Annotated in this window: 23 protein-coding genes; 14 read left to right on the forward strand and 9 right to left on the reverse strand. The window is 73.7% G+C overall.

Features of this window, described 5'->3' with window-relative positions:
- The first annotated feature begins 91 nt into the window (after nucleotides 1-91).
- Nucleotides 92-1,618 (forward strand): LVIVD repeat-containing protein, encoded by a 1,527-nt coding sequence (locus ACFW6A_RS28970; protein WP_386644117.1) that lies wholly within the window; start codon nucleotides 92-94, stop codon nucleotides 1,616-1,618.
- 42 nt (nucleotides 1,619-1,660) lie between these two features.
- On the opposite strand, the gene ACFW6A_RS28975 is transcribed toward ACFW6A_RS28970, so the two are convergent.
- From ACFW6A_RS28975 to ACFW6A_RS28990, 4 genes are all read right to left on the reverse strand, one after another.
- Nucleotides 1,661-2,278 (reverse strand): TetR/AcrR family transcriptional regulator, encoded by a 618-nt coding sequence (locus tag ACFW6A_RS28975; protein WP_386644120.1) that lies wholly within the window; start codon nucleotides 2,276-2,278, stop codon nucleotides 1,661-1,663.
- 132 nt (nucleotides 2,279-2,410) lie between these two features.
- Nucleotides 2,411-3,079 carry a phosphatase PAP2 family protein gene (locus ACFW6A_RS28980; protein ID WP_351846006.1) on the reverse strand — a complete coding sequence of 223 codons (669 nt, stop codon included), beginning with the start codon at nucleotides 3,077-3,079 and terminating at the stop codon, nucleotides 2,411-2,413.
- Between the two features lie 88 nt (nucleotides 3,080-3,167).
- Nucleotides 3,168-4,112, reverse strand: a complete 945-nt coding sequence (locus tag ACFW6A_RS28985) for a M56 family metallopeptidase (RefSeq protein WP_351846003.1) — start codon at nucleotides 4,110-4,112, stop codon at nucleotides 3,168-3,170.
- A 110-nt stretch (nucleotides 4,113-4,222) separates the two neighbouring features.
- Nucleotides 4,223-4,828, reverse strand: coding sequence for a DUF5134 domain-containing protein (locus ACFW6A_RS28990; protein WP_386644125.1), 606 nt, complete (start codon nucleotides 4,826-4,828; stop codon nucleotides 4,223-4,225).
- 168 nt (nucleotides 4,829-4,996) lie between these two features.
- Between ACFW6A_RS28990 and ACFW6A_RS28995 the strand changes: the two genes are divergently transcribed.
- The 6 genes from ACFW6A_RS28995 to ACFW6A_RS29020 all read left to right on the forward strand — a co-directional run bounded on the left by ACFW6A_RS28995 (nucleotide 4,997) and on the right by ACFW6A_RS29020 (nucleotide 10,406).
- Nucleotides 4,997-5,569: a GNAT family N-acetyltransferase gene (locus tag ACFW6A_RS28995; protein WP_351845998.1), complete on the forward strand. Its 573-nt coding sequence runs from the start codon at nucleotides 4,997-4,999 to the stop codon at nucleotides 5,567-5,569.
- A gap of 156 nt (nucleotides 5,570-5,725) precedes the next feature.
- Entirely contained in the window at nucleotides 5,726-7,132 is a 1,407-nt protein-coding gene (locus ACFW6A_RS29000) for a DUF6421 family protein (protein ID WP_386480145.1), read from the forward strand.
- A gap of 44 nt (nucleotides 7,133-7,176) precedes the next feature.
- Nucleotides 7,177-7,935, forward strand: coding sequence for an SDR family NAD(P)-dependent oxidoreductase (locus tag ACFW6A_RS29005; protein ID WP_386644128.1), 759 nt, complete (start codon nucleotides 7,177-7,179; stop codon nucleotides 7,933-7,935).
- Nucleotides 7,914-9,011, forward strand: a complete 1,098-nt coding sequence (locus ACFW6A_RS29010) for a threonine aldolase family protein (RefSeq protein WP_386480149.1) — start codon at nucleotides 7,914-7,916, stop codon at nucleotides 9,009-9,011. Before ACFW6A_RS29005 ends, ACFW6A_RS29010 begins: the two co-directional genes overlap by 22 nt.
- Nucleotides 9,012-9,085: 74 nt before the next feature.
- Nucleotides 9,086-9,688, forward strand: a complete 603-nt coding sequence (locus ACFW6A_RS29015; protein WP_386644131.1) for a transglutaminase family protein — start codon at nucleotides 9,086-9,088, stop codon at nucleotides 9,686-9,688.
- Nucleotides 9,689-9,713: 25 nt separating this feature from the next.
- Nucleotides 9,714-10,406 (forward strand): B3/4 domain-containing protein, encoded by a 693-nt coding sequence (locus tag ACFW6A_RS29020; protein ID WP_386644134.1) that lies wholly within the window; start codon nucleotides 9,714-9,716, stop codon nucleotides 10,404-10,406.
- A gap of 8 nt (nucleotides 10,407-10,414) precedes the next feature.
- Here the strand turns inward: ACFW6A_RS29020 and ACFW6A_RS29025 are convergent, their stop codons facing one another.
- On the reverse strand, nucleotides 10,415-11,140 hold the full coding sequence (locus ACFW6A_RS29025) for a lysophospholipid acyltransferase family protein (protein WP_351845986.1): 726 nt from the start codon (nucleotides 11,138-11,140) through the stop codon (nucleotides 10,415-10,417).
- Nucleotides 11,141-11,451: 311 nt separating this feature from the next.
- Between ACFW6A_RS29025 and ACFW6A_RS29030 the strand changes: the two genes are divergently transcribed.
- From ACFW6A_RS29030 to ACFW6A_RS29050, 5 genes are all read left to right on the forward strand, one after another.
- On the forward strand, nucleotides 11,452-11,799 hold the full coding sequence (locus ACFW6A_RS29030; protein WP_351846124.1) for a thioredoxin family protein: 348 nt from the start codon (nucleotides 11,452-11,454) through the stop codon (nucleotides 11,797-11,799).
- 234 nt (nucleotides 11,800-12,033) lie between these two features.
- The gene (locus ACFW6A_RS29035) at nucleotides 12,034-12,558 is read left to right on the forward strand and encodes a flavin reductase family protein (RefSeq protein ID WP_386644137.1); all 525 of its coding nucleotides are present in this window, start codon (nucleotides 12,034-12,036) and stop codon (nucleotides 12,556-12,558) included.
- Nucleotides 12,559-12,756: 198 nt separating this feature from the next.
- Nucleotides 12,757-13,542 carry an electron transfer flavoprotein subunit beta/FixA family protein gene (locus tag ACFW6A_RS29040; RefSeq protein WP_351845982.1) on the forward strand — a complete coding sequence of 262 codons (786 nt, stop codon included), beginning with the start codon at nucleotides 12,757-12,759 and terminating at the stop codon, nucleotides 13,540-13,542.
- 66 nt (nucleotides 13,543-13,608) lie between these two features.
- Nucleotides 13,609-14,571 carry an electron transfer flavoprotein subunit alpha/FixB family protein gene (locus ACFW6A_RS29045; RefSeq protein WP_386480160.1) on the forward strand — a complete coding sequence of 321 codons (963 nt, stop codon included), beginning with the start codon at nucleotides 13,609-13,611 and terminating at the stop codon, nucleotides 14,569-14,571.
- Between the two features lie 154 nt (nucleotides 14,572-14,725).
- The gene (locus ACFW6A_RS29050) at nucleotides 14,726-16,018 is read left to right on the forward strand and encodes a DUF6986 family protein (RefSeq protein WP_351857175.1); all 1,293 of its coding nucleotides are present in this window, start codon (nucleotides 14,726-14,728) and stop codon (nucleotides 16,016-16,018) included.
- A 27-nt stretch (nucleotides 16,019-16,045) separates the two neighbouring features.
- Here the strand turns inward: ACFW6A_RS29050 and ACFW6A_RS29055 are convergent, their stop codons facing one another.
- Nucleotides 16,046-17,092, reverse strand: a complete 1,047-nt coding sequence (locus tag ACFW6A_RS29055; RefSeq protein WP_386644140.1) for a LacI family DNA-binding transcriptional regulator — start codon at nucleotides 17,090-17,092, stop codon at nucleotides 16,046-16,048.
- A 183-nt stretch (nucleotides 17,093-17,275) separates the two neighbouring features.
- Here ACFW6A_RS29055 and ACFW6A_RS29060 point away from each other — a divergent pair, with 183 nt between their 5' ends.
- Nucleotides 17,276-18,283 carry an ROK family protein gene (locus ACFW6A_RS29060; RefSeq protein WP_351857171.1) on the forward strand — a complete coding sequence of 336 codons (1,008 nt, stop codon included), beginning with the start codon at nucleotides 17,276-17,278 and terminating at the stop codon, nucleotides 18,281-18,283.
- Nucleotides 18,284-18,296: 13 nt separating this feature from the next.
- Here ACFW6A_RS29060 and ACFW6A_RS29065 read toward each other — a convergent pair whose 3' ends face one another.
- Entirely contained in the window at nucleotides 18,297-18,497 is a 201-nt protein-coding gene (locus tag ACFW6A_RS29065) for a hypothetical protein (protein WP_386480168.1), read from the reverse strand.
- A 151-nt stretch (nucleotides 18,498-18,648) separates the two neighbouring features.
- On the opposite strand from ACFW6A_RS29065, the gene ACFW6A_RS29070 reads away from it, so the two are divergent.
- Entirely contained in the window at nucleotides 18,649-19,686 is a 1,038-nt protein-coding gene (locus ACFW6A_RS29070; protein WP_351857167.1) for an NUDIX domain-containing protein, read from the forward strand.
- Nucleotides 19,687-19,699: 13 nt separating this feature from the next.
- Here ACFW6A_RS29070 and ACFW6A_RS29075 read toward each other — a convergent pair whose 3' ends face one another.
- Together ACFW6A_RS29075 and ACFW6A_RS29080 are read right to left on the reverse strand one after the other, a co-directional pair.
- On the reverse strand, nucleotides 19,700-20,401 hold the full coding sequence (locus ACFW6A_RS29075) for an MBL fold metallo-hydrolase (protein WP_351857165.1): 702 nt from the start codon (nucleotides 20,399-20,401) through the stop codon (nucleotides 19,700-19,702).
- 130 nt (nucleotides 20,402-20,531) lie between these two features.
- Nucleotides 20,532-21,899 carry a dipeptidase gene (locus tag ACFW6A_RS29080; RefSeq protein ID WP_351847911.1) on the reverse strand — a complete coding sequence of 456 codons (1,368 nt, stop codon included), beginning with the start codon at nucleotides 21,897-21,899 and terminating at the stop codon, nucleotides 20,532-20,534.
- Nucleotides 21,900-22,090 lie beyond the last annotated feature (191 nt).

A 22,090-nucleotide genomic window follows, 5' to 3' on the forward strand; every position in this document is an offset into this window, starting at 1 on the left:
TGTGTTGCCATCTGTTGGGATGTGCACGCCAAGGAACATACTGCCGGGGTCCAGCACCGTTCAGCGTTGAACGGAAAACACGGAGGACGGAGTGACTTCGTTGCATACCCCGCACAGCCCGCGGTCCCGGATCAGACGTCTCGGCGCGGCCACCGCCGCCGCCGGCCTGCTGGCCGCCCTGCTCGCCACCGGTACGGCCGCCGCCACCCCCGACCCGGGGGACGTGCCGGCCCCGGCGCCGGTCTCGGCGGAGCAGGCGGCCGAGGCGCGGTCGGCGATCCAGAGCGGCGAGATACCCGGCGTCGACGAGATCGTCCGAACGGACAACATCGCACACCTGGCGAACGTCCCCAAGGACGCGCTCAAGAGCCTCAACACGGACCTGGCCTTCCAGGGCAGGTACGCCTTCGCCGGCAACTACGACGGCTTCCGCATCTTCGACATCAGCGACCCGAAGAGCCCGAAGACCGTGGCCCAGGTCCTCTGCCCCGGTTCCCAGAACGACATCTCGGTCTCCGGGGACCTCCTCTTCCTCTCCACCGACTCCTCCCGCAGCGACGACTCGTGCGCCAGCACGACGCAGCCCGCCTCGGTCAAGGAGTCCTGGGAGGGCATGAAGATCTTCGACATCAGCGACATCGCGAACCCGAAGTACGTCGCCTCCGTCGAGACCGCCTGCGGCTCCCACACCCACACGATCCTGCCGCAGCGCAAGGACGTGTACGTCTACGTCTCCTCCTACTCGCCCAACGCGGCCTTCCCCGACTGCCAGCCGCCGCACGACGGCATCTCGGTCATCAAGGTGCCCCGCAAGGCGCCCGAGCAGGCCCGCATCGTCAACTTCCCCGTCCTGTTCCCCGGTGAGGGCCCGGACGGCGGCGGCAACCCCGGCGGTCCCACCAACCCGGGCGTCTCCAAGACCACCGGCTGCCACGACATCACCGTGCTGCCCGGCAAGGACCTCGCGGCCGGCGCCTGCATGGGCGACGGCATCCTCTTCGACGTCTCCGACCCCGAGCACCCCCGGGTGATCGACCAGGTCCAGGACAACGTCAACTTCGCGTTCTGGCACTCCGCGACCTTCAACCAGAAGGCCAACAAGGTCGTCTTCACCGACGAGCTCGGCGGCGGTGGCGGCGCGACCTGCAACACCGTCGTCGGCCCGAACCGCGGCGCCAACGGCATCTACGACATCGTCGGCAAGGGCGACAAGCGCAAGCTCGTCTTCCGCAGCTACTACAAGATCCCGCGCCCCCAGGCCGACACCGAGAACTGCGTCGCCCACAACGGCTCGCTGATCCCGGTCAAGGGCAAGGACCTCATGGTCCAGGCCTGGTACCAGGGCGGCGTCTCGATCTGGGACTTCACCGACTCCGCGAACCCGAAGGAGATCGGCTACTTCGACCGCGGCCCGCTGTCCGCCACCGCCCTCACCACCGGCGGCTCCTGGTCCGCCTACTACTACAACGGCCACATCTACTCGAACGAGATCGCCCGGGGCCTCGACGTCCTGAAGATCTCCGACCGGCGCACCGACCCCGCGAACCGGATCCGCATGGACGAACTCAATGTCCAGACGCAGCCGGACTACTTCGAGGACTTCGGCGACCGCGACTGACCGGGACCCCGGCTGACCGGGACCGCTCCCGGCCCGGACGCGTCAGAGCATGCCGTCGGGCGGACCGCCGTCCGGCGGCATGCCGCTGTCCCAGGCCAGGCCGTACCGGTGGAACAGCTCCGCGCGCAGCCGCGCCACCGGCATCGGCGCGCCCGGCAGCAGCACCCCCACCACCGCGCCCATCAGCAGCGCCCGCAGCAGCGGGTAGTCCCGGTCCACGTCCGGGGAGCCGTACCGCTCCACCGTGTCCCGCAGCAGGGCCGCGAGCCGCTGCTGCTCCTCGCAGCGGACGAAGCCCTCGGCCTGGAGGATGCCGGCCATGTGGGTCCGCATCAGTGTCGGCCGGGACACGGCGAGCCCCAGGATCGCGTCGATCGCCCGGGCCATCCGCTCCGCCCCGTCCTCGGTGCGCGGGGCGCGCTCCAGCGCCTCCGCGAGCGTGAGGTGCATCAGGCGGTGCACCGCCGACTGGAGCAGCTGGCGCTTGCCGGGGAAGTAGTACGAGACCAGACCGCGGGCCACTCCGGCCTCCCGGGCGATGTCGCCGAGGGTGGTCGCCTCGTAGCCGCGGACCGCGACGAGCTCGACGGTCGCCTCCAGGATCCGCTCCCGGGAGCGGCGCCGAAGCTCTTCGTTGACCGATGGGCTACGTGGCGTCATGCTGGGCTCCTGCGTTGACTGGCTCGCGGCCAATATACTCAGCGTGGCCCGTCGGCCCGCCCTCGTGGCGCGGCGGCGGGAGGGCCGCCTTTCCTGGGCGACACGGGGGATCGTCCAGGGAAGGCGGCCTCGTCATGTCCCCTTCCCCCCATGGTCGCGCTCCGGCCGGGGGAGGGGGCGGACGACGAGGCTCCGGCGGTACGCCACGATCGCGACGGCCACGCAGCACCAGCCCGCCAGCCAGCCGGCCACCACGTCCGACGGCCAGTGCACCCCGAGGTAGATCCGGGTCCAGCCGACCCCGAGGACCGAGACCACCGCGATCCCGGCCACCGTGCCCCAGCCCCGCCACGGCTCCCGGCCGACCAGTGCGAACACCCACAGCAGCAGCCCGCAGACCACCGCCGCCGTCATCGCGTGCCCCGAGGGGAAGGCCGCGAAGGAGGCCGAGTCCACCGGCTCCCGCCAGACCGGCCGCTCCCGGCCGACCAGCGCCTTCACCGCCTGCTGCACCCCGGCCGCGGCCAGCACGGTCCCGGCCACCCACAGCGCCAGGCGCCGGTGTCCGTGGCGGACGAGGGCCAGGACGACGGCGAAGGCCAGTGCCCGCAGCGTCCACGGGTCCCACACCCAGTCGCTCAGCACCCGGTGGAGCCGGGTGAGGCCGGGATGGGCCAGGGCGTGGCGGTGCAGGGCCTCGTCGACCGCCAGGTCGAAGGAGAGCAGGGGGGACCAGCCCGCCACCACGAGCACGAGCAGCAGCAGGAAGAGGGTTCCGGTGACCACGGCGGAGGTGCGCATTCCACGATCCTGCCTGACCGGCGGCCGAGGGCCGCCCCGCGCAACACCGGTGGCCGTGCGGGCCGTCGCGCTCCGTGCCGTCACCGCGTCAGCCGAGCGCGGCCAGGCCCGGGAAGAACGCGATGAGCACCGGGACGACCGGGACGAGGGCGGCGGTCGCCGTCAGGCGCAGTCGGTGGCCGGCGGTCAGCCGGGGCGCGGCGGTGAGCAGCCGGTCGACCCGGCGGGGGAGTCCGGCCTCCGGGCCGGTGCCGGGGGCGGCGGTGAACACCCCCCGCTCCTCGTTCAGTTCCACCAGCGCGAGCGCGATGGTGAGCCGGCCGAAGCGGCGCGAGGCCACGTCGTCGGCGGCCAGTTCGACCAGCCGGTGCATCTCCTCGCGGAAGGCGGTGAAGACCGGGATCCCGGGGAAGCCGGCGGCCAGGGCGCCGGAGCAGTGGAGCAGCCAGTCGTGCCGGGCGCGGGCGTGTCCCTGTTCGTGGGCGAGGAGCGCGTCGAGCTGGCGGCCCTTCAGCCGGCGCAGGGCGGCGGTGGTGACGACGAGCCGCGGGGTGGCCCCGGGAAGCCACCAGGCGTCGGGGCGCTCGCCCTCCAGGACGACCAGGCGCCCGCCGTCCGGCTCCTCCCCGGGCAGCTGCGGGGCGCGGACCAGCAGCTCGTCGCGGCGCTTGCGGCGGCGGGCGCGGGCCAGGCCGATCTCCCGGCCGAGCATGGCGCCCGTCCAGACCCCGCCGGCCGCGAGGGCCACGGCGAGCACCGCCGACCAGGGGCCGCCGCCGGTGGAGAGCTCGTAGGCGTCGATCACCGCGCGCGGCGCGGGCGCGAAGACCTGTCCCCGCACGGCCTGCCAGGCGGCCGCCGCGCTGATGGTCATCGAGAGCGCGAAGCTGACCAGGACCGTGGCCACCGCGCACTGCCACGCCCAGAGCGCCACGACCGGTTCTCGCTCCGCCCAGTCGGCCCGGGCGAGCAGCCGGGGGGCGGTGAGAGCGGTCAGGACGCCGAGCAGCAGCAGCGCGAGGGAGACCCACATGGCGCCAGCCTATGAGCGGGTGCTCCCCGGGGGTATGGCCTCGCCCGGCAAGTGACGCACGCCACGGTTTCGCGGCCCGTCGGGCCGAACGCCCTTGCGGCGCAAGGCACTCAGAGGGCGCAGAGCATCGCCAGCATGGCGAGCCCCATCGAGAGCCGGCACACCAGGGTCAGCTCCGGCCGGGTGGCCCACGCGGACCCGCCGCCCGCCGTCGCGCCGCCCGCCGTCGCGCCGGCCGCGCGCGCGTGCGGGACGACCGGGACGAGCCGGGCGCCGGAGCGGAGCACGTACACCGTGTAGTAGAGGAGCAGCCCGCCGGTGAGCAGGGGTATGCCGCCCGTGGCGGCCGCGCCCGCGCCGTGCGCCGCGTGCACCCCCTGTGCGCCGCCGGCCGCCGGGGCCATCGAGAGCGCCATGTAGACCATCGCGAGGGAGCCGACCGCGTGGTGCAGCCGGTGGCCGTCGCGGCGCGCCGCGAGCAGGTCGCCCGCGGCCACCGCGCCGAACAGCGCCGCGTACGCCGCCCAGCTCCAGGACGGCGGGCTCAGGACCGCGGCGGGCAGCGCCATCGCGGCCATGCCGAAGCCCATCACGGCCTCCGCGCGGGCGGCCCGCCGCTCCTCGCCGGCGCAGGCCCGCATCCGGAGCAGGCAGTAGGCCCCGCTGGCCGCGCAGAGCGCGACGAGCAGCCAGCCGGACAGGGCCGGTCCGTGCACGGCACACCTCCCCCTCGACTCGTTCCCCACGACAGGGCTGCCCGCCCCCGGGGCCGCCCACGCGGGCGCACGGGCGCGCACAGGCGTACGAAAGGGAGTGCGGCGGCGCGCGTTAGGCTCGGGAGGATCGCGCACGCCGATCACCGCGCCCGAGGGGAGCCCCGCACGATGGACACCGCCACGCCCGTTCCCGACACCGCCGCGAGCCAGCAGGCCGGTGCCGTCACCTACCGCCGGGCGGTGCTCGACGACGTGCCCGTCGTGGTGCCGCTCGTCGAGTCGGCCTACCGGGGCGACGCGAGCCGGGGCGGCTGGACCACCGAGGCGGACCTCCTGGACGGGCAGCGGACCGATCCGGAGGGCGTGGCCGCCGTGATCACCGCGCCCGGCAGCGTGCTGCTCCTGGTGGAGCGGGAGGGCGAGACGGTCGCCTGCTGCCAGCTGGAGCACCGCGGCGAGGCCGCCTACTTCGGCATGTTCGCGGTCCGGCCCGAGCTGCAGGGCGCCGGTCTCGGCAAGCTGATCATCGCGGAGGCCGAGCGGCGGGTGCGCGAGCAGTGGGGGGCCCGCGAGATGCACATGACGGTGATCACCGCCCGGGAGGAGCTGATCGCCTGGTACGAGCGGCGCGGCTACCGGCGGACCGGCGAGACGAGCCCCTTCCCGTACGGCGACGAGCGCTTCGGCGTGCCGCGGCGGGACGACCTCCGCTTCGAGCTCCTGGTGAAGCCCCTGGTCTGATCCTTCCGGCGGAAGCACACGTTCACCCCCCGGCCGACAGGAAAAAATGCGGTCGGGTGGGTGTCCCACGGGAGAATTTCTCTTGCTCCCCTTGCGGGGAGGAGTCGTGCCTGGTTACGGTTCCTTTACGCAAGGTTCTCCTGTGGAGGAAGAGGCATGACGGAAATTCTTGTGCAGGACGTGACCGGCGAGGGGATAGCCACCGCCGCCCGCGTGATCGACCACCCGGCCTGGCCGGAGCTCAAGAGCGCCGTGGAGGAGATCCGCGTCTGGCAGCGTGCCGACGGCTCCGTGGACTTCGAGGCCGAGGGCGCGCCCGCCCGCTCCCTCGTCGAGCTGACCGTCGACCGCCTCGTCGCCGCCGTCGAGCAGCTCTCCCCGCTCGTGCCGCACGACGCCGCGTACCACCGCGCCCTCGTCGCCGACCTGCGCAAGTGGTCCGAGGGCGGCTTCGGCGTCCCGGACTTCCTGGACTCCCTGCTGGAGTTCCACCCCGCCGCCGGCCGCGCCGACGGGCTCCAGCACCTCGTGCTCTTCCCGATGTACACGCAGAACGGCAACCCGGACCGCAACTTCGAGGCCGTCGTGCTCCGCATGGTCTGGCCCGAGTGGCTCTCCGAGCTGGAGCGCACCCGTTACGACAACCCCGGCTTCTGCGGCATCACCTTCGAGGACTTCACCGCCGGGTACGACACCAACTCGGCCGTCCTCTTCCCGGAGACCGTGGCCGTCCGCGAGGTGCCCGAGCGCTTCACCTGGGGCGGCATCTTCTGCGACCGCGAGGCCGCCCGCTTCCGCAAGGTCACCGAGGCCGCCGTCGAGACGCTGGGCGTGAAGCTCCCCGAGGACATCGCCGCCATGCTCGGCGACCAGGCCCGCTGCGAGCAGGCCTTCGCCCTCTGGGACCTGGTCCACGACCGCGCCCACAGCCGCGGCGACCTGCCCTTCGACCCCTTCATGATCAAGCAGCGCCAGCCGTTCTGGATGTACGGCCTGGAGGAGCTCCGCTGCGACCTCACCGCCTTCAAGGAGGCCGTGAAGCTGGAGGCCGAGGGCAACGAGCACGGCCGCGACGTGCAGTACGCGGTCCTCTTCGACCGGATGTTCCGCTTCCCGCTCACCGGCGACCGCAACCGCAACTACGACGGTCTGGGCGGTCAGCTCCTCTTCGCCTACCTCCACAAGAACGACGTGGTGCGCTGGACGGACAACGTCCTCACCATCGACTGGGACCGCGCCCCCGAGGTCACCAACCGCCTCTGCTCCGACATCGAGACCCTCTACCGCGACGGCATCGACCGCCCGAAGCTGGTCCACTGGTTCAAGGCGTACGAGTTCGTCTCCGGCTACCTCGCCCCGCACCCGGGCTCCAAGTGGGCCAAGGGCCCCGACGCCCTGGACCTCTCCCTCCCGCCGCGCAAGCTCGTCGACGACGTGCTTCCCGACGAGTTTCCGCTCAGCATGTTCTTCGAGGCCCTGGCCAAGAAGATGAAGGGCGTGATCGCCGGGACCAAGGGCATCACGGCCGCGGACGTGACGGGCACCGAGCGGGTCGCCGCGTGAGCGAGTCCGGTCCGGCCGTCCAGAACACGGAGGAGGCGGTACCCATGCACGCCGAGACGAACGGCGGCCCCCTCGACGGGACCGTCATCGCGGTGGCCGGCGCGGCCGGCCCCGCCGGCCGGGCGGCCCTGATCCGCCTCGCCGGAGCCGGCGCGACCGTGGTCGCCGCCGACGCCGACCCCGCCCGCCTCGCCGAGGCCGTCGAGGCCGCCCGGGAGACCCACGGCGCCAAGGTCGTCGGCGAGACCGTGGACCTCCTGGACCTCGACGCCACGCGCGCGTGGGCCGACAAGACGGAGAAGGAGTTCGGCCGCGTCGACGGCGTCGTCCACCTCGTGGGCGGCTGGCGCGGCAGCCCCTCCTTCACGGAGACCGACCTCAAGGACTGGGACTTCCTGGAGAAGCTCCTGATCCGCACGGTCCAGCACACCTCCCTCGCCTTCCACGACGCCCTGCTCCGCAGCGGCGGCCGCGGCCGCTACGCGCTGGTCAGCCAGGTAGGCGCCCACAAGCCGCAGGCCGGCAACGCCGCGTACAACGCGGGCAAGGCCGCCGCCGAGGCCTGGACCCTGGCCATGGCGGACTCCTTCCGCAAGCTGGGGGACGAGGACGGCCCGCAGGCCGCGGCTGCCATCCTGGTGATCAAGGCATTGGTGCACGACGCCATGCGCGCCGAACGCCCCAACGCGAAGTTCGCGGGCTTCACCGACGTGAAGGACCTGGCCGACGAGATCGCCGGTCTGTGGGAGCGGCCCGCCCAGGAAGTGAACGGACAGCGCCTGTGGCTGACCCCCGCACCGTGACCGCCGCCCTCGGGCACCGGACCGACGCCCGTCGTCACCACGACCCGTCGGTCCGGGGCTTCGCGAGCGACAACTACGCCGGCGTCCACCCCGAAATCCTCGCCGCGATCGCCCTCGCCAACGACGGCCACCAGGTGGCCTACGGCGAGGACGACTACACGGACCACCTCCAGCGGATCGTGCACAGCCACTTCGGCCCGCTCGCGGAGGCCTTCCCGGTCTTCAACGGCACCGGGTCGAACGTGACCGCCCTCCAGGCGCTCACCGACCGCTGGGGCGCCGTGATCTGCGCCGAGTCCGCCCACATCAACGTCGACGAGGGCGGCGCGCCGGAGCGCATGGGCGGCCTCAAGCTGCTCACCGTGCCCACCCCGGACGGCAAGCTCACCCCCGAGCTGATCGACCGGCAGGCCTGGGGCTGGGAGGACGAGCACCGGGCGATGCCCCAGGTCGTCTCGATCACCCAGAACACCGAGCTGGGCACCGTCTACACCGTGGACGAGGTCCGCGCCATCGTCGAGCATGCCCACTCCAAGGGCATGAAGGTGCACCTCGACGGCGCCCGGATAGCCAACGCGGCCGCCTCCCTCGACGTGCCGATGCGCGCCTTCACCAACGCGGTGGGCGTCGACGTCGTCTCGTACGGCGGCACCAAGAACGGCATGCTCTTCGGCGAGGCGGTGATCGTCCTCAACCCGGACGCCGTCAGCCACATGAAGCACCTGCGCAAGCTGTCCATGCAGCTCGCCTCCAAGATGCGCTTCCTGTCGGTCCAGCTGGAGGCGCTGCTCGCCAAGGACCTGTGGCTGCGCAACGCCCGGCAGGCCAACGCGATGGCCCGCCGCCTCGCGGACGGCGTGCGGGCCCTGGACGGGGTGGAGATCCTCTACCCGGTGGAGGCCAACGCGGTCTTCGCGCGCCTCCCGCACGAGGTCAGCCGCCGGCTCCAGAAGCGGTTCCGCTTCTACTTCTGGGACGAGCAGGCGGGCGACGTGCGCTGGATGTGCTCCTTCGACACCACGGAGGACGACGTCGACGCCTTCCTCCAGGCCCTGAAGGAAGAGCTGGCCCGCTAGCACAGTATGAATAGATATGCGGTCGAGTGGAAATTGATTGACTCTGCTCGGCCGCATTCCTATGCTCGCGGATCATGGAGCTGAAGCAGCAGTACGCCGACATCGCCGCTTACTTGGCCGTCGGTGAGGCCGTCGATCACGACCACCCGCTCGTCCGCGCCACCGCGGACCGCATCGCCGCCGACCACGCCGACGCATACTCATACGCCAAGGCTGCCTACGAGTTCGTCCGCGACGCCATCCCGCACTCCCCGGACTCGGGAGACCTCCGCGTCACCTGGCGCGCCTCCGACGTCCTGGAGCAGGGCACCGGCATCTGCTACGCCAAGTCGATCGCGTACGCCGCCCTCCTGCGGGCCCGGGGCATCCCCGCCGCCCTCTGCTACCAGCGCCTCGCGGACGACGACGGCTCGAACCCGGTGATCCACGGGCTCGTCGCGGTGCGGCTGCCGGGCGAGGGGCGGTGGGCCCGGCAGGACGTGCGCGGAAACGTCCCGCCCGGCGTCGACGCCCAGTTCTCCACCGGGGAGGAGCGGCTGGCGTGGACCGTACGCCCGAAGGTCAATGAAGTGGACTATCCGGTGCTCTATGCTGAACCGCATCCGGTCGTACTCCGCGCGCTCCGGGCCGCGACCGACCGGCCCCACCTGTGGCGGACCCTCCCCGCGGACCTGTGACCCCCGGCAGCAAGGAACGGCGACCATGCCCCTGACGCTCACCGTCTCCGACGAGGTGCGCGCCCTCGTCCCCGGCTTCACCCACCTCGCGGTGGAGGCCCGCGGGCTCGTCAACGGCCCCAGCGACGCGACCAGCTCGGGCCTCCTCGACGAGGCCGCCCGACGGCTGGCCGCCCGCCTCGACGGCCGCACCCCGGACCAGGACCCGCACGTCGCCGCCTGGCGCGCGGCGTACACCGCCTTCGGCGCCAAGCCCTCGCGCACCCGCAACTCCGCCGAGGCGCTCGCCCGCCGCGCCCTCGCGGACGGCGGACTGCCCCGGATCAACCGGCTCGTCGACGCCTACAACGCGATCAGCGTCGCCCACCTCGTCCCGGTCGGCGGCGAGGACCTGAACCGGATCCAGGGCGACATGCGCCTCGTCCGGGCCACCGGCGAGGAGGACTTCGTCACGGTCGCCGGCGGCGAGCAGTCCGTGGAGCACCCCGAGCCGGGCGAGATCGTCTGGTGCGACGAGCAGGGCGTCACCTGCCGCCGCTGGAACTGGCGCCAGGGGCCGCGCACCCGCATCGACGACGACACCACCGACGCCCTCTTCCTGCTGGAGTCCCTCGCCCCCATGCCCCGCGGGGAACTGCTCGCGGCCGGCGAGGAACTCGTCGAGGCGCTCCTGAAGGTCAGCCCCGGGGCGCGGATCACCGTCCGCGACCCCGGCTGACCGGAGGACTACTTCCCGGCGGCCTTCAGCTGCTCCGGGGTCGGCGCCGTGCCGCCCAGGTGCGCGGGGATCCACCAGGTGTCCTCGGCGTCCTTCGGGCGCACCGGGTAGGCGCGCTGGGCGGCCTCGAGGAGCTCCTGGACGCGCTCGCGCAGCCGCCGGGTGATCGCCCCCGCGTACTGGTCGGCGGGGGCCTCCACCGGCTCCCCGACCCGGATCGTCACCGGGATGTGGGCCCGCTTGAAGTTCCGAGGCCGGCCCTTCGTCCAGATCCGCTGGGTCCCCCACAGGGCCATGGGGATCAGCGGCACCCCGGCCTCCTGGGCGAGCCGGGCGGCACCCGACTTGAAGCTCTTCAGCGTGAAGGACTCCGAGATGGTCGCCTCGGGGAAGACGCCGACGATCTCGCCCGACCGCAGCGCCTCCAGGGCGTGCTTGTACGCGTGCTCGCCCTGGGACCGGTCCACGGGGATGTGCTTCATCGCCCGCATCAGCGGCCCGGAGACCTTGTGCCGGAAGACGGACTCCTTCGCCATGAAGCGCACCAGCCGCTTCTGCGGCAGCGCGGCCAGACCGTCGAAGATGAAGTCCAGGTAGCTGATGTGGTTGCTGACGAGGACGGCTCCGCCGGTCCGCGGGATGTGCTCCGAACCCTGTGTGTCGATCTTGAGGTCGAGCGCCTTGAACATGGTGAGCGCGGCGCCGATCACCGGTCGGTACACGAGTTCTGCCATGGGAGGAAGTTACCCCTTCGTCTGTGCCTTCTGGGAGGGCTCTCCCGGCGAAGTTACGCGGCCGTAGGTTTTCGGCTTTGGGCAGATCGTGCCGCATGTGGGCCGCCGTGACCAGTCCAGGCGGCTTCGTACGGGGAGATTCTCGTCACTCGCGGTGGTCGTGCCCGGTGGCCGTGGAGGGAATCGCGCGGTGCCGTGCGACGCTGCACGGGAGGGGCGCGGAGACGGCGGGGCGGACGGAGGGAAGGGCGACGGTGGAACGGCGGGCAAGGACGGCGGTGGACGCGACGGAGCGGCTCGGACCGGAGCGGATCGGACCGGAACGCCCCGGGCCGGAGCGGCTCGGGCCGGAGCGGCTCGGGCCGGAGCGGCTCGGCGGCGCGGAGCTGGGGGAGCGGGCGACGCTCGTCCAGTTCTCCACCGCCTTCTGCCAGCCCTGCCGGGCCACCCGCAGGGTGCTGGACGAGGTCGCCGCCATGGTGCCGGGCGTCGCGCACGTGGAGGTCGACGCCGAGGAGCACCTGGGCCTGGTGCGCGAGCTCGGGGTGGTCCGTACCCCCACCGTCCTCGTCCTCGACGCGGCCGGCCGGATCGTGCGCCGGGCCGCGGGACAGCCCCGCAGGGCCGACGTCATCGCGGCCCTCGGTCACGCGCTGTGAGGCCGGTGCCCCCGGGGCCGGCGCCCGCCGGGTCTGACGCGGTGACACATCTCCCACATCCCGGTACGCACTTGACCGGGGCCGTCACCCGTCGTCACCCTGACGGAGTGACCGGTGACCTCCTTCTCTACGGCCGGGCCCATGTGGACCTGGGCCGCCACGCGAGCGCGCGCTGTCCGGGTGTCTGACGCCCCCGGACCCCGCTCCACGCCGCCCCGCACGAAGGACAACTCCATGACGGTTTCGCCCGAGCTCCGCACCGTTCCCACGATCGGCGCCCCCAGGTCCGCCTCGCCCGACCTGCTCCGCTCCGTCTTCCGCCGGCACGCCGCCGGCGTCGCCGTGATCACGGCCCACGGGGAGCGCCCCGTCGGCTTCACCGCCACCTCGCTCAACTCCGTCGCCGCCGACCCGCCGCTGATCTCCTTCGGGGTGGGCACCGGCTCCTCCAGCTGGCCCGCGGTCGCCGAGGCCGAGCACATCGGCGTCCACATACTCGGCGAGCACCAGGAGGAGCTGGCGGCCACCTTCGCGCGCAGCGGCGCCGACCGCTTCGCCGAGCCGACCCGCTGGAGCCACGGCCCCGAGGGCGTGCCCGTCCTCGACGGGGTGCTGGCCTGGCTGGTCTGCCGGGTGGTGGCCCGGGTGCCCGCCGGCGACCACCGGATCGTGATAGCGCAGGCGGTCGCGGGCGACCCCGACGGCGCGGGCCGGCCGCTGCTCTACCACCACGGGCGCTTCAACGCGCTGCGCGACTGAGGGTTCCCGTGACGGCCGCGTCCGGCGCGTTGGCCAGATCACATTGCTGAGCGCTTGCTCAATGGTCACGAACTGGGTGTACTGGCGAGTAATATCTGGTCGGGGCGTCCGGCGCCCCGACCGGAAACCCGCCCTTCAGGCGCCTATGCTGCGAGCAACAAGGCAGCCCAGTTATGACGATGCAGTAGGAGAGCCGGCGTGAGCTTGAGGATCGTTGTCTGTGTGAAGTACGTGCCGGACGCCACCGGCGACCGGAAGTTCGCCGACGACCTGACGGTCGACCGCGAGGACGTCGACGGTCTCCTGTCGGAGCTCGACGAGTACGCGGTCGAGCAGGCGCTGCAGATCGCCGAGGAGGCGGACGACGCCGAGGTCACCGTCCTCACCGTCGGCCCCGAGGACGCGCGCGACGCCCTGCGCAAGGCGCTGTCGATGGGCGCCGACAAGGCCGTCCACGTCGACGACGAGTCCATCCACGGCTCCGACGTCATGGCCACCTCGCTGGTGCTCGCCAAGGCGATCGAGAAGACCGGCTACGACCTGGTCATCGCCGGCATGGCCTCCACCGACGGCACCATGGGCGTCCTCCCGGCGATCCTGGCCGAGCGCCTGGGCGTCCCGCAGGTCACCCTGCTCTCCGAGGTCAAGGTCGAGGACGGCAAGGTCACCGGCCGCCGCGACGGCGACACCGCCTCCGAGACCCTGGAGGCCTCCCTCCCGGCCGTCGTCTCCGTGACGGACCAGTCGGGCGAGGCGCGCTACCCGTCCTTCAAGGGCATCATGGCCGCCAAGAAGAAGCCGGTCGAGGAGCTGGAGCTCGACGACCTGGACCTCGACGAGGACGAGGTCGGCCTGGCCGGCTCCTGGACCGCCGTCGACTCCGCCGACGAGCGTCCGGCGCGCACCGCGGGCACGATCGTCAAGGACGAGGGCGAGGGCGGCAAGCAGCTCGCCGAGTACCTCGCGAGCCAGAAGTTCATCTGAGGCTCCCGCGAGCCGTGCTGTCCCCTCAGGCCGTCCCCTTTTCGTTCGCAGGAGATTGAAAGTCCCATGGCTGAGATTCTCGTCTACGTCGACCACGTCGACGGAGCCGTCCGCAAGCCCACCCTGGAGCTGCTGACCCTCGCCCGCCGCATCGGCGAGCCGGTCGCCGTCGCGCTCGGCAACGGCGCCGCCGACACCGCCGCCGTCCTCGCCGAGCACGGTGCCACCCGCGTCCTGACGGCCGAGGCCGCCGAGTTCGGCGACTACCTGGTCGTCCCGAAGGTCGACGCCCTCCAGGCCGCCTACGAGTCCGTGTCCCCGGCCGCCGTGCTGGTGCCGTCCTCCGCCGAGAACAAGGAGATCGCGGCCCGCCTCGCGGTCCGCATCGGCTCCGGCGTCATCACCGACGCCGTGGACCTGGAGGCCGGTGCCGAGGGCCCGGTCGCCACGCAGTCGGCCTTCGCCGCCTCGTACACGACCAAGTCCCGCGTCTCCAAGGGCACCCCGGTCATCACGGTCAAGCCGAACTCGGCCCCCGTGGAGGCCGCCCCGGCCGCCGGCGCCGTCGAGTCCCTCGCGGTCTCCTTCGGCGAGCTGGCCACCGGCACCAAGGTGACCGCCCGCACCCCGCGCGAGTCCACCGGCCGCCCGGAGCTGACCGAGGCCGCGATCGTGGTCTCCGGCGGCCGCGGCGTCAACGGTGCAGAGAACTTCGCCGTCATCGAGGCCCTCGCCGACTCGCTCGGCGCGGCCGTCGGCGCCTCCCGCGCCGCGGTGGACGCCGGCTGGTACCCGCACTCCAACCAGGTCGGCCAGACCGGCAAGTCGGTCTCCCCGCAGCTGTACATCGCGGCGGGCATCTCCGGCGCGATCCAGCACCGCGCCGGCATGCAGACCTCGAAGACCATCGTCGCCGTCAACAAGGACGCCGAGGCGCCGATCTTCGACCTCGTCGACTACGGCGTGGTGGGCGACCTCTTCGACGTCGTCCCGGTCCTCACCCAGGAGGTCCAGGCCCGCAAGGGCTGACGACCAGCGCTTCCGCAGGTCCGGGGGCCGCACGGCGAGTTTCGCCGTGCGGCCCCCGGCCGTTTCGGTCAACCATTGACGCAGGCCCGGAGGACTATTAACTTCGCTATGCGGATTGTTGATTCCGTGAAGCGGAAAATAGGAGGGATCAGGGATGGGTCAGCAGGAGAAGGTGTCGACGAGCCTCGCGGGCGCGGTCAGCGAGGGCATCAGCGCCTCCCTCGCCGCGGTGGACGCCGAGCTCGACCGCCGCTACCCGGGCGACCCCGGCACCCGCCAGCCCGTCCACACCGTCTACGTCCCCGGCAACGTCTTCGACGCCGGCACCATCCGCTCCTGGGGCGACCAGGCCCTCGCCGCGCTCGACGAGCACGCCCCGGACGCCGCCTCCTTCGCCGCCGTCCTCGGCCTCTCCGACGAGCTCGCCGAGGACGTGTACACGCGCGTGCGCGCCAAGCTGGAGCGCGAGCCGATCGAGGACCTCCGCGTCGACTTCGAGGACGGCTACGCCGGCGCCGACGAGGACCAGGACGCCGCCAGGGCCGCCCGCCTGATCAACGAGGCGTACGCGAACGGCACCGCCGCCCCGTACATGGGCATCCGGATGAAGTGCATGGAGGCCGCCGTCCGCGACCGCGGCATCCGCACCACCGACGTCTTCCTCACCGGCCTCCTGGAGAACGGCGGCCTCCCCGACGGCCTCGTCCTCACCCTCCCGAAGGTCACCTACCCCGAGCAGGTCACCGCCTTCGTCCGCCTCCTGGAGGCCTTCGAGAAGGCCCACGGCCTCGACGCCGGCCGCCTCGGCTTCGAGATCCAGATCGAGACCAGCCAGTCCATCCTCGCCGCCGACGGCACCGCCGCCGTCGCCCGCATGATCGACGCCGCCGAGGGCCGCGCCACCGGCCTCCACTACGGCACCTTCGACTACAGCGCCTGCCTCGGCGTCTCCGCCGCCTACCAGGCCAGCGACCACCCGGCCGCCGACCACGCCAAGGCGATCATGCAGGTCGCCGCCGCCGGCACCGGCGTCCGCGTCTCCGACGGCTCCACCAACGTCCTCCCGGTCGGCTCCACCGCCCACGTCCACGAGGCGTGGAAGCTGCACTACGGCCTCACCCGCCGCGCCCTGGCCCGCGCCTACTACCAGGGCTGGGACATGCACCCGGGCCACATCCCCACCCGCTACGCCGCCGTCTTCGCCTTCTACCGCGAGGGCTTCGAGACCGCCGCCAAGCGCCTCTCCGCCTACGCCAACCACGCCGGCGGCGACGTCATGGACGAGCCCGCCACCGCCAAGGCGCTCTCCTCCTACCTGCTGCGCGGCCTCCAGTGCGGCGCCCTCGACACCGCCGAGGTCGACGCCCTCACCGGCATGACCCGCGCCGCGCTGGAGCGCTTCGCCGCCCCGCGCCGGGGCGACCTCACCGCCGGCGCGGCCCACTGAGGCGGCGGGTCCGCCGGGCGCGCCGCCTCAGCGGGACGGCGGGGGGAGCTCGCCCGAGCCCCGGGCGAGCAGCCGGGTCCCGATGACGACCCGGCGGGGCGCCTCGGCGGCCCCGTCGAGGCGCCGGAACAACTGCTCGGCGGCCGTCCTGCCGACGGCCGCCGGGTCCTGCGCGATCACGGTGACGCCCAGGACGTCGCCGAGTTCGACGTCGTCGAAGCCGACCAGCGCGGCCGGAGGCCGCCGGCCGTGGACGGTCCGCTCGGCGAGCACCCGGACGGCGGTGACGGTGACCCGGTTGTTGCCCGCGAAGAGCGCCGTCACCGGCTCCGGTCCGGACAGCAGGTCCGCGACGGCCGCCGCCACCCGCTCCGGATCCGTCGAACCCGGCGCCACCCACCGCTCGTCGACCGGCAGCCCCGCCCCGTCCATCGCGGCCCGGTAGCCGCGCAGCCGCTCCGCCGCGGTGTGGATCCGCGGCCGGTCGCCGACGAAGCCGATCCGCCGGTGCCCGTGGGCGATCAGGTGGGCCACGCCCTCGCGGGCCCCGCCGAAGCCGTCCGAGAGGACGGCGTCCGCGTCGATGAGGCCGGCCGGACGGTCGGCGAAGACCGTGGCCACGCCCGCCCGGATCTCCGGCTCCAGGTAGCGGTGGTCGTCACCGGCGGGGATCACGATCAGCCCGTCCACCCGGCGCGCGCACAGCGTCAGCGCCAACTCCTGCTCCCGCTCCGGGTCCTCCGCGCTGGAGCCGTTGATCAGCAGGGTGCCGTGGGCCCGCGCCACCTCCTCCACGGCCCGGCTGAGCTGTCCGTAGAAGGGGTCGGCCAGGTCCTCGAGGACGAGCCCGATGGTCGCCGTCCGCCCCTTCCGCAGCACCCGCGCGCTGTCGTTGCGGCGGAAGCCGAGCGCGTCGACGGCCTCGCGCACCCGCCGCTCGGTGTCCGGGGTGACCCCGGGCTCGCCGTTGACGACCCGTGAGACGGTCTTGAGGCCGACGCCCGCCCGTGCGGCGACGTCCTTCATCGTGGGCCGGTTGCCGTAGCGGGGCTCGGGTCGGGTGGTCTCGGCCACGGTGCGGGAATCCTCCGTCGGGGGTGGGGCGGCGGGTGCCGTCCGGCGGATCGTCCGCCTCCGGACCGAGCATAGGGCCTGGACAACGTTGTCCCGGGCGGGTGCGACCCGGGCCTTCCGCCCCCGGCCGGTACGGGCCGCGGGCGGACGGTCCGCCGCACGGCACCGTGAGAACCTACGTCCATGCCCACCGCCCCCGGACCCGCGCCCTTCGGGCCGCCCGCCCCCGCCCCGGCCTCCGCCTTCGCGCCCGCCCCCACCTCCTCCTCCGGGCCGGTCGCCGCGCTCGACATCGGCGGCACCAAGATCGCCGGGGCGCTGGTCGACGCGGAGGGGCGCGTCCTGGCCCGCGCCCGGCGGCCCACTCCGGCGCGCGAGGACGCGGAGACGGTGCTGCGGGCGGTCGCGGAGGTGCTCGACGCGCTCGCCTCCTCCCCGCACTGGGACGCGGCCGGTGCCGTGGGCATCGGCAGCGCGGGGCCCGTGGACGCCGCCCGGGGCACGGTCAGCCCGGTGAACGTGCCCGGCTGGCGCGACTTCCCGCTCGTCGACCGGGTCCGGCGGCTGGCCGGCGGCCGGCCGGTCACCCTCGTCGGCGACGGCGTCGCCATGACCGCCGCCGAGCACTGGCTCGGCGCCGCCCGGGGCCACGCCAACGCCCTCTGCCTGGTCGTCTCTACCGGTGTCGGCGGCGGCCTCGTCCTCGGCGGCCGTCTCCACCCGGGCCCCACCGGCAACGCCGGTCACATCGGCCACCTCAGCGTCGACCTGGACGGCGAGCCCTGCGCCTGCGGCGGACGCGGCTGCGTGGAACGGCTCGCCGGCGGCCCCCACATCGCCCGCCACGCGCTCGACGGGGGGTGGCGGCCCGGGCCCGACGGCGACGCCTCGGCCGCCGCGGTGGCCGAGGCCGCACGGGCCGGACACCCGGCGGCCCTCGCCGCCTTCGAGCGGGCCGCGCGCGCCCTGGCGGCCGGGATCGCGGCCACCGCGCACCTGGTGGAGGTCGACATCGCGGTCGTCGGCGGGGGAGTGGCCGGTGCCGGCGAGGTCCTCTTCGCCCCGCTCCGGCGCCGGCTCGCCGACTACGCCACGCTCTCCTTCGTCCGCGGCCTCACGGTCGTCCCCGCCGCCACCGGCACGGACGCGGGCCTCCTGGGCGCCGCCGCCGCGGCCCGCGCCGCCGCCTGACCGGCCGCCGCGCTCACTCGCGCACCGGCACGGACCAGGGCTCCGTCCGCTCCGGGGCGCGCTGCTCCACCACGACGAGGAAGGCGTCGGACGCCAGGTCCATCACGACCCGGGCCGGCACCCCCTCGTCGCGGCGCGCGCCCGCGTACTCCTCGGCGGGCCAGTGCCCGCGCGGCCCGCCCGCCGGAAACCGCTCCAGAACCTCACGGTCCATCTCCGCACCCCCTCGTGCTCGGAGGTGTCAACGACGGCGGGGCCCGAAGCGTTACGCATCGGCCCGGACGTGTGTTCGTGGTTTTCGTGGCAGGGTGTTGCGGGCAAGCCACAGGGGGCTCCGACGAAGGGCTTCGGATGAGGGGGGAATCGTGATCGTCTGGATCAACGGTGCTTTCGGCGCGGGGAAGTCCAGCACCGCGCGCGAACTGGTCGGACTGATCCCGCACAGCACGCTGTACGACCCCGAGGCGACCGGCGCCGCGCTGCGCCGGCTCCTCCCCGGCGAGCGCCTCGCCGAGGTGGACGACTACCAGGACCTGCCGATCTGGCGCCGGCTCGTGATCGACACCGCGGCCGCCCTGCACGCCGAGGTCGGCGGCGTGCTCGTCGTCCCGATGACGCTGCTCCGGCAGGAGTACCGCGACGAGATCTTCGGCGGCCTCGCCGCCCGCCGCATCGACGTCCGGCATGTGCTCCTGGCACCGGAGGAAACGATCCTGCGGGCGCGTATCGACGGGCGCGCCGACTACGGCGACCCGGGCGCCGACGCCGACGTCCGGCGCTGGTGCCACGCCCACGTGCGGCCCTACCGGGAGGCCGTCGCCGGCTGGCTCGGCGCCGACGCCCACGCCGTCGACACCTCGGCGCTCACCGTCGCCGAGACCGCCCGGACCGTCGCCGACGCGGTCCTGGGCGGGCTCGCCGCACCCTGCGGGATCGTCCAGACGCCGGAACCCACCCGGGAGACCCTGGCCGCCGGCGTCCTCCTCTTCGACGACCGGGACCGCTTCCTGCTCGTCGACCCCACCTACAAGCCCGGCTGGGAGTTCCCCGGCGGCGTCGTCGAGACCGGCGAACCGCCCGCCCGCGCCGGGATGCGCGAGGTCGCCGAGGAACTCGGCCTGGAGCTCGACGCCGTCCCCCGGCTGCTCCTGGTCGACTGGGAGCAGCCCCGGCCGCCCGGCTTCGGCGGCCTCCGCCTGCTCTTCGACGGGGGCCGGCTCGCCGCCCGCGACCGGGACCGGCTCCGGCTGCCCGGCGCCGAACTGCGCGCCTGGCGCTTCGTCACCGAGGAGGAGGCCGCCGACCTCCTCCCGCCCGTCCGGTACGACCGCCTCCGCTGGGCCCTGCGGGCCCGCGAACGCGGCACCGTGCTCAACCTGGAGGCGGGCGTCCCGGTCGGCTGACCGCCGCCGGCCGCTAGCCGAGCGCGACGGCCCCGGCCGCCGCGGCCGCCGCCAGCCGCTCCGCCGTGTCCTCGGTGACCGCGGGTCCGTGCCCGCAGCACAGCACCGACGGGCGCAGCTCCGCCAGCCTCCGCAGGGACTCCAGGGCCCGCGCGCGGTCCACGTGGAACACGCCGAAGGTCACCCCCCGCACGCTCGCCACGGTGTCGCCCGCGAAGAGCACGCCGTGGCGGGGGAGGTGGACCGCCATCGAGCCCGGCGTGTGCCCGGGGGTGTGGACGGCGACCGCGCCGTCCCCGAAGCCGAGCCCCTCGCCGTCCTCGACCTCCCGGTCCACCCGGGTCGCGGGCGCCTCGGGGCAGGTGAGCCCGTGCTCCCAGAGCGGGCGCTCCCACTCCAGGAGGTCCGGCTCGGGCACCGGCAGCTCGCCGCGCACGTACGGCGCGTCGAGCCGGTGGGCGACGATCTCGGCGCCGTGCCGGTCGGCCAGCTCCTGCGCCGCGCCCACGTGGTCGCGGTGGCCGTGGGTGAGGACGACGCGGGCCAGCCGGTCCGGATCGAGGCCCGCCGCCCGTATCGCCGTGGTCGTGGCGTCCGCCGATCCGGCCCAGCCGGCGTCCACGAGGGTCAGTTCGCTGTCGTCCCGCCACAGGTACGCCTGCCCGATCGAGTAGTCGAGCAGGTGCAGCCGGGGCGTGATCCCGAGGGCTTCCATGGGGCGAACGTACGCGGCGCCCCGGGCCCGGCGGGGCGTTCTACGCTCTGGGCGAGCTTCGCCCAGCGCTGAACCGGCCGGGGCCGGGGCCGGTCGTCCCCGACCCGCCCCGGCCCCGGCCGCCGGTGCGTCAGGCCCCGACGCCGGCCGCGTAGTTGACGAGGAAGAGCGCCTCGGCGACGGCGAGCCGCTCCAGCTCCTCCGGCGAGACGGACTCGTTGACCGCGTGGATCCGCGCCTCCGGCTCGCTCAGGCCGATGAGCAGGATCTCCGCCGTCGGGTAGAGCGTGGCGAGCGTGTTGCAGAGCGGGATCGAGCCGCCCATGCCGGCCGCCTGCATCTCCTGCCCGGGGTACGCGACCCGCATCGCCTCGGCCATCGACGCGTACGCCGGGCTGGCGGTGTCCGCCTGGAACGGCTGGCCCTGGCCGACCTGCTCCAGGGTCACGCGCGCGTTCCACGGCGTGTGCTTCTCGATGTGGGCGAAGAGCAGCTTGGTCGCCTCGGCGGCGTCCTGGCCGGGCGGCACCCGCAGGCTGACCTGCGCGCGGGCGGTGCGCGGGATCGACGGCGTCGCGCCCGCCACCGGGTGGCAGTCGATGCCGATGACGGTGACCGCCGGACGGGCCCAGATGCGGTCGGCGACCGTGCCGGCGCCCGGCAGGTCCACGCCCGGCAGCACCTTGGCGTCGGCGCGGAACTGCTCCTCCGGGTACTGCAGGCCCTCCCACTCGGCGTCCGCCGGCAGCCCGTCGATCACCGTCGAGCCGTCCTCGGCGCGCAGCGAGTCGAGGACCCGGATCAGCGCGGCGAGCGCGTCGGGCGCGGCACCGCCGAACTGGCCCGAGTGGAGGTTGCCCTCCAGGGTGTCGACCTGGACCCGGATCATCGTCATGCCGCGCAGGGTGGCGGTCACCGTCGGCAGGCCGACGCGGAAGTTGCCCGCGTCGCCGATCACGATGGTGTCGGCGGCCAGCAGCTCGGGGTGCTGCTCGGCGTACCGCTCCAGCCCGCCGGTGCCCTGCTCCTCCGAGCCCTCGACGATCATCTTGACGGTCACCGGCACGCCGCCATTGGCCTTGAGGGCCCGCAGCGCCAGCAGGTGCAGGATGAAGCCGCCCTTGCAGTCGGCGGCGCCGCGGCCGTACCAGCGGCCGTCCTCGCGCTCGGTGAGCCGGAACGGCGGAGTCAGCCACGCCGATTCGTCGAGCTTCGGCTGCACGTCGTAGTGGGCGTAGAGGAGGACCGTCGGCGCCCCGGCCGGGCCCGGCAGCACGCCGTACACGGACTGCGTGCCGTCCGGCGTGTCGAGCAGCGCGACGTCGCGGAAGTCCTCGGCGCGCAGCGCGTCGGCGACCCAGTTCGCGGCCCCCTCGCACTCGCTGCGGGGCGCCACGGCCTCGTCCGCGACCGACTCGAAGGCGACCAGTTCCGTCAGCTCGGCCTTCGCGCGAGGCATCAGGGACCGGACGGTCTCGGCGATCGGATTCGGCGTCATGGGCACGCTCCTCGTGGGTGCGACGTTGTGAGCTGGGGGAGCGAACGGCGTATCGGGTGGTACGGCGATCGCACCGTCGATCCTACGACCGGGCTGCGGCCTACCGAGCCGTAGGATGCGAGAAGCAGACGCCGGTCGGATCAGGAGCAGAAGCACATCGTGAGCAGCGAGCACGCAGAGAACGCCGGTCC

Origin of the sequence: Streptomyces sp. NPDC058758, assembly GCF_042746075.1 — a bacterium.
In the GTDB taxonomy this organism is placed as follows: Bacteria; Actinomycetota; Actinomycetes; order Streptomycetales; family Streptomycetaceae; genus Streptomyces.

What these genes read in the sequence shown, in the direction of transcription:
- ACFW6A_RS28975 (WP_386644120.1), bottom strand. Translation starts at nt 2,278, where the DNA reads ATGACGCCACGTAGCCCATCGGTCAACGAAGAGCTTCGGCGCCGCTCC.
- ACFW6A_RS28980 (WP_351846006.1), bottom strand. Translation starts at nt 3,079, where the DNA reads ATGCGCACCTCCGCCGTGGTCACCGGAACCCTCTTCCTGCTGCTGCTC.
- ACFW6A_RS28985 (WP_351846003.1), bottom strand. Translation starts at nt 4,112, where the DNA reads ATGTGGGTCTCCCTCGCGCTGCTGCTGCTCGGCGTCCTGACCGCTCTC.
- ACFW6A_RS28995 (WP_351845998.1), top strand. Translation starts at nt 4,997, where the DNA reads ATGGACACCGCCACGCCCGTTCCCGACACCGCCGCGAGCCAGCAGGCC.
- ACFW6A_RS29000 (WP_386480145.1), top strand. Translation starts at nt 5,726, where the DNA reads ATGACGGAAATTCTTGTGCAGGACGTGACCGGCGAGGGGATAGCCACC.
- ACFW6A_RS29005 (WP_386644128.1), top strand. Translation starts at nt 7,177, where the DNA reads ATGCACGCCGAGACGAACGGCGGCCCCCTCGACGGGACCGTCATCGCG.
- ACFW6A_RS29015 (WP_386644131.1), top strand. Translation starts at nt 9,086, where the DNA reads ATGGAGCTGAAGCAGCAGTACGCCGACATCGCCGCTTACTTGGCCGTC.
- ACFW6A_RS29020 (WP_386644134.1), top strand. Translation starts at nt 9,714, where the DNA reads ATGCCCCTGACGCTCACCGTCTCCGACGAGGTGCGCGCCCTCGTCCCC.
- ACFW6A_RS29025 (WP_351845986.1), bottom strand. Translation starts at nt 11,140, where the DNA reads ATGGCAGAACTCGTGTACCGACCGGTGATCGGCGCCGCGCTCACCATG.
- ACFW6A_RS29035 (WP_386644137.1), top strand. Translation starts at nt 12,034, where the DNA reads ATGACGGTTTCGCCCGAGCTCCGCACCGTTCCCACGATCGGCGCCCCC.
- ACFW6A_RS29045 (WP_386480160.1), top strand. Translation starts at nt 13,609, where the DNA reads ATGGCTGAGATTCTCGTCTACGTCGACCACGTCGACGGAGCCGTCCGC.
- ACFW6A_RS29050 (WP_351857175.1), top strand. Translation starts at nt 14,726, where the DNA reads ATGGGTCAGCAGGAGAAGGTGTCGACGAGCCTCGCGGGCGCGGTCAGC.
- ACFW6A_RS29060 (WP_351857171.1), top strand. Translation starts at nt 17,276, where the DNA reads ATGCCCACCGCCCCCGGACCCGCGCCCTTCGGGCCGCCCGCCCCCGCC.
- ACFW6A_RS29065 (WP_386480168.1), bottom strand. Translation starts at nt 18,497, where the DNA reads ATGGACCGTGAGGTTCTGGAGCGGTTTCCGGCGGGCGGGCCGCGCGGG.
- ACFW6A_RS29075 (WP_351857165.1), bottom strand. Translation starts at nt 20,401, where the DNA reads ATGGAAGCCCTCGGGATCACGCCCCGGCTGCACCTGCTCGACTACTCG.
- ACFW6A_RS29080 (WP_351847911.1), bottom strand. Translation starts at nt 21,899, where the DNA reads ATGACGCCGAATCCGATCGCCGAGACCGTCCGGTCCCTGATGCCTCGC.